Origin of the sequence: Autumnicola edwardsiae (assembly GCF_031846505.1) — a bacterium.
Taxonomy (GTDB): Bacteria; Bacteroidota; Bacteroidia; order Flavobacteriales; family Flavobacteriaceae; genus Autumnicola; species Autumnicola edwardsiae.
The window spans coordinates 1-4,339 of sequence record NZ_JAVRHP010000151.1; the positions used below are offsets into that span (position 1 = coordinate 1).

Genomic DNA, 4,339 nt, shown 5'->3' on the forward strand with positions numbered 1-4,339 from the left:
GGCATCTACCGCACTCTCGCGGCAACCGTATTTATTGTCGAACTTAGATTTGGTAACAGAGTCGTTTACATTAATCGCTGGCATGGCAAGCGTTCCTTTTTTCATTCGCTCGTACAAACGATGAACACCTGTAGTGGTTTCTTCAGAAAGTCCGCGGATTCCTTCAGTAAGTTCCGGATATTTATCAAATACCATATTGGTAAGATCTCCACCATCATCCAGGATCATATTTAAAGGTTTACGATCTTCGCCAAAGAAAAGCGTTTGTTCGATGCACCAGTTAAATTCATCTTCAGTCATTCCCTTCCACGCATAAACAGGAATACCTGCTTCAGCAATTGCAGCGGCAGCCTGGTCTTGTGTAGAGAAAATATTACAGGAACTCCAGGTAACTTCAGCTCCCAAAGAAACAAGAGTTTCAATAAGAACAGCAGTCTGGATGGTCATATGCAAACAACCGGCAATTCTTGCTCCTTTTAATGGCTGCTCATTTTTAAATTCTTCCCTTAGGGACATCAGGCCCGGCATTTCGGCTTCGGCCAGTTCAATTTCTTTTCTTCCCCAGGCAGCAAGGGAAATATCTTTTACTTTATAAGGCGTATAAGCCACCGTTTTAGTAGACATATTATTATATTTGATTATAGTAACGATTAGGTTGCAAAAGTAACTAATATCTAACAAAACTGCATGTCACTTTACAAAACAATAACAGTTGATGAGCATACTAAAGTCCTCATTTGGAAGATTGAAGAATCTTTGGACTGGCTTAGTAAAGACATAGAACTTACCCCACATTGCCGGGACAGGGTTGAAGGTATGAAATCTGAAATTCATCGTCGCGGATTCATGAGCATCAGGCATTTGCTTGCTGAAGTTGGGTATACAGATAAGGATTTATATTACGACGAGCTGGGAAAACCGCATCTAAAAGATGGAAAATATATTTCCATTACCCATTCTTTTAATTTTACCGGAATTATAATTAGTAATAAAGAAGTTGGGATAGATATTGAAAAGCAGCGCGATAAAATCCTGAAAATTGCCAATAAATTCACTCCGTTAAAAGAGTACCATACTTTGGCTAATGAAGAGGCACTTGTGCGAAAACTTACAATTGTATGGGGAGGTAAAGAATCTATTTACAAACTCCAGGCAGAACCAGGCTTAAGCTTTTTGCACCATATAGATATTACAGATTTTGACTTTGAAGCTAATTCTACCACCGGAAAGAGTTTTTTTAAGGGTTATACCTGGTATTTTGAGCTAAAATTCTTAGAATTTGAAGATTTTACCTGTGTTTATGCCTTAAGGTCTGCTAAAAATCCCAAGTCTGCGTATTAATGACCTCTATTTATTCTGAAATTTCAGCATCAATCTCCCGGGGTGAAAAACTTTTGTGTATTTTAATAGATCCTGAAAAATTTGAAAATGACAAGGCTGAAGCTTTCTTAAAGCGAATGCCCAAAAATGTCAATTATCTACTTGTAGGCGGGAGCACAGCCACAGCACAACAAACAGGGGAAACAGTAAAAGCTCTGAAACGACATTCAGATTTGCCGGTAATATTATTTCCCGGGAGTCACGAGCAAATTACCGAAGAAGCAGATGGAATCCTGTTTTTGAGCTTGCTATCCGGAAGAAATCCTGAATATTTGATTGGGCAGCATATTAAATCTGTTCCCAGGTTACGATTTTCTAATCTGGAAGTACTTCCTACAGCTTATATTCTGGTTGATGGCGGTAAAGAATCTGCCGTTCAAAGGGTAAGCGAAACCATTCCAATAGCACAATGCGAACTAAAGTTAATTTCTGAAACTGCATTGGCAGGTGAGTTCTCAGGCAAAAAACTGGTTTATCTCGAAGCCGGAAGTGGAGCAAAAAAAGCTGTGGGCAGCAGCATAATTTCCGAAGTAAAAAGTGCGGTATCCATTCCTGTAATGGTGGGAGGGGGGATACGCAGCGCAAAGCAACTTCAGCAGGCTTATGATGCGGGAGCCGATATGGTAGTGATTGGGACTGCATTTGAGGATAACACTTTCGTGCAGTTATGATCTTTCAAAGCGCCTTAATGGTACATGGTACAGGCGCTTCCCATCTGTAGATAATTTCAACACAAATGTGGGGAGAAATTACAGCTTTCAACATTTTTAATATTCATAATTAAATGTGAAACCCTCGAATTTAGTGGGTTAAGAGATTATCCTTATAAATTGGAATAGTTGTTTCTAATATATCAATACAAACAAACACTAACTTTAAATTTGAAAATGATGAAAAGATTTGTATTGACAGCAGTAATTGGAGGAGCTATGTTTTTTTCAGTAGAATCAGCAACAGCTCAGGTGACAAGTGAGGATCAGGAGCAGATGACTACTGAACAGAAAATGCAGCAGAAAGAAGACTGGAAGCAGGTTGAGGAGCAGGATTTACCGGGCGAAGTTAGTCAGGCTATTGAAACTGACTTTATGGGAGCTACTGTTTCTGAAGCTCATGTAATGGAAAAAGACGGAGAGAAAAAATATAAGCTTGTACTTTTTACAGAAGAAGGTGAAACTAAGGAAATGTATGCAGATGCGCAGGGTAAGTGGATAGACAAAGAGGATAAGAAAGATAAGAAATAAGTCCGTCGCGAATACGCTGAAAAAAGAGAACGATAATTGGCAAATTTCAGCCTTTGTTCTAAAAATATAAACCTTCTGAATATTAATTTAGGAGGTTTTTTTATTTTCAAAACATTCTTAAAATCCTTGAAACTTCAGGAAAAACTGACTATCCTCCGAAAATCACAAATTTGTATTAGATTTCTTTCCTATACTTTTACCTTTGTAGAAACTATAAAACATGCAAATTTCAGTAGAACTTACCCTTACGCCTATTCAGGATAATTATGAACCGGCGATTATCGATTTTATAAAAAAACTTAGAGCTTCAGGATTAACCATTAAGGAAAATCCCTTGAGTACGCAGGTCTACGGGGACTATGACCAGGTTATGCAGCTCCTGAATATCGAGATAAAAGCTGCTTTTGAAGCCATAGAACGCGGACTAATACACGTAAAGATTGTAAAATCCAACTTGAGCGACTATGCAGCCGATTTTTGATTTTTTCTTTGATCAATATTATGGGGTGCCCACGCATCTCCTCATCCTGGAGCTTATTGGAGTACTTTTTGGATTTTTAAGTGTAATTTATTCTAAGAACAACAATATCCTGGTGTATCCTACAGGGATCATCAGTACAGCTGTTTTTGTTTACATCCTCACTGTTTACGAGCTTTTGGGTGATATGATGATAAACGCTTACTATTTCTCTATGAGTATTTATGGCTGGTACATCTGGACAAGGAAAGTAGATGCCACCCACTTTACCCCAATCACAAATACCACCAGGAAAGAAAACTGGCAGGCCCTATTTATTTTCCTGGGAACTTTGATCTTTGTGTTTATAATTTATGAATATTTTGAGAAATGGAATAACTGGACAGCCTATATTGATACCTTTACCACGGCTATCTTTTTTGTGGGAATGTGGCAAATGGCCAAAAAGAAAATTGAAAACTGGATTTTCTGGATCATCGGGGACTTGATCTCGGTGCCGTTGTATTTTTACAAAGGACTCACTTTTACAGCAATCCAGTATTTTGTATTTACGATAATTGCCATTTACGGCTATAGGGCATGGAAGAGAGACTTGCGCAACGACCTTCGTCCTGCATAAAAATAGTTTTATTTGGTCCGGAATCTACAGGGAAAACCACGCTTGCTTCTCAACTTGCGGCACATTACAATGTGCTTTGGGTAAAGGAATATATGCGGGAATATCTTCAGAAGAAATGGGACGAAGAAAAAAGTATCTGTGAGCCCGAAGATTTACTTCCTATTGCAGAAGGGCAGATGAAGAGGGAAAATGGACTGGCAGCAATTGCCGGCAAACTGCTTATTTGTGATACAAATTTGCTGGAGTTAAAGGTATATTCTGAAGCATATTACAGCGGCTTTTGCCCGCCACTACTTCTTAAACATGCGTTAAACAACCACTATCATCTCTATTTTTTAACGTATATTGATGTTGAATGGACGCCCGATGATCTTCGGGATAAACCAGATGATCGTGTTGGGATGTTTCAACGGTTTAAAGCTGCACTTAAACAGAATAATAAACCGTTTGTAGTTTTAAAAGGCAATCAAGAAGAGCGTTTTAAAACTGCTGTTTCAATTATTGATAACCAATTAAAGAAATATAAAGTGAAACTTAGCGAAAAAGATAAAGTTCAGATTAAAGAAAAAGGAATACGCGAACAGGAAGTAGAAGACCAGATAGAAATTTTTAAAAGAGGAA

7 protein-coding genes are annotated in these 4,339 nt (G+C 38.2%); 6 read left to right on the forward strand and 1 reads right to left on the reverse strand.

Annotation, left to right across the window (positions count from 1 at the left end; genetic code table 11):
• Positions 1-624 (reverse strand): adenosylhomocysteinase (locus RM529_RS16005; protein ID WP_311485751.1); only part of this gene is annotated, 624 nt, incomplete at its 3' end.
• 63 nt (positions 625-687) lie between these two features.
• On the opposite strand from RM529_RS16005, the gene RM529_RS16010 reads away from it, so the two are divergent.
• From RM529_RS16010 to RM529_RS16035, 6 genes are all read left to right on the forward strand, one after another.
• Positions 688-1,341, forward strand: a complete 654-nt coding sequence (locus RM529_RS16010) for a 4'-phosphopantetheinyl transferase family protein (protein WP_311485752.1) — start codon at positions 688-690, stop codon at positions 1,339-1,341.
• Positions 1,341-2,051: a phosphoglycerol geranylgeranyltransferase gene (locus RM529_RS16015; protein ID WP_311485753.1), complete on the forward strand. Its 711-nt coding sequence runs from the start codon at positions 1,341-1,343 to the stop codon at positions 2,049-2,051. The genes RM529_RS16010 and RM529_RS16015 overlap by 1 nt, the downstream gene beginning before the upstream one ends.
• A gap of 216 nt (positions 2,052-2,267) precedes the next feature.
• Complete coding sequence (locus RM529_RS16020; RefSeq protein ID WP_311485754.1) at positions 2,268-2,621, forward strand: hypothetical protein; 354 nt, start codon at positions 2,268-2,270, stop codon at positions 2,619-2,621.
• A 220-nt stretch (positions 2,622-2,841) separates the two neighbouring features.
• Positions 2,842-3,102 carry a thiamine-binding protein gene (locus RM529_RS16025; protein ID WP_311485755.1) on the forward strand — a complete coding sequence of 87 codons (261 nt, stop codon included), beginning with the start codon at positions 2,842-2,844 and terminating at the stop codon, positions 3,100-3,102.
• Complete coding sequence (gene pnuC / locus RM529_RS16030; protein ID WP_311485756.1) at positions 3,086-3,718, forward strand: nicotinamide riboside transporter PnuC; 633 nt, start codon at positions 3,086-3,088, stop codon at positions 3,716-3,718. Before RM529_RS16025 ends, pnuC begins: the two co-directional genes overlap by 17 nt.
• Positions 3,679-4,339, forward strand: a 661-nt coding sequence (locus tag RM529_RS16035) for an AAA family ATPase (RefSeq protein WP_311485757.1), incomplete at its 3' end; no start/stop codon positions are given. The genes pnuC and RM529_RS16035, both read left to right, overlap by 40 nt.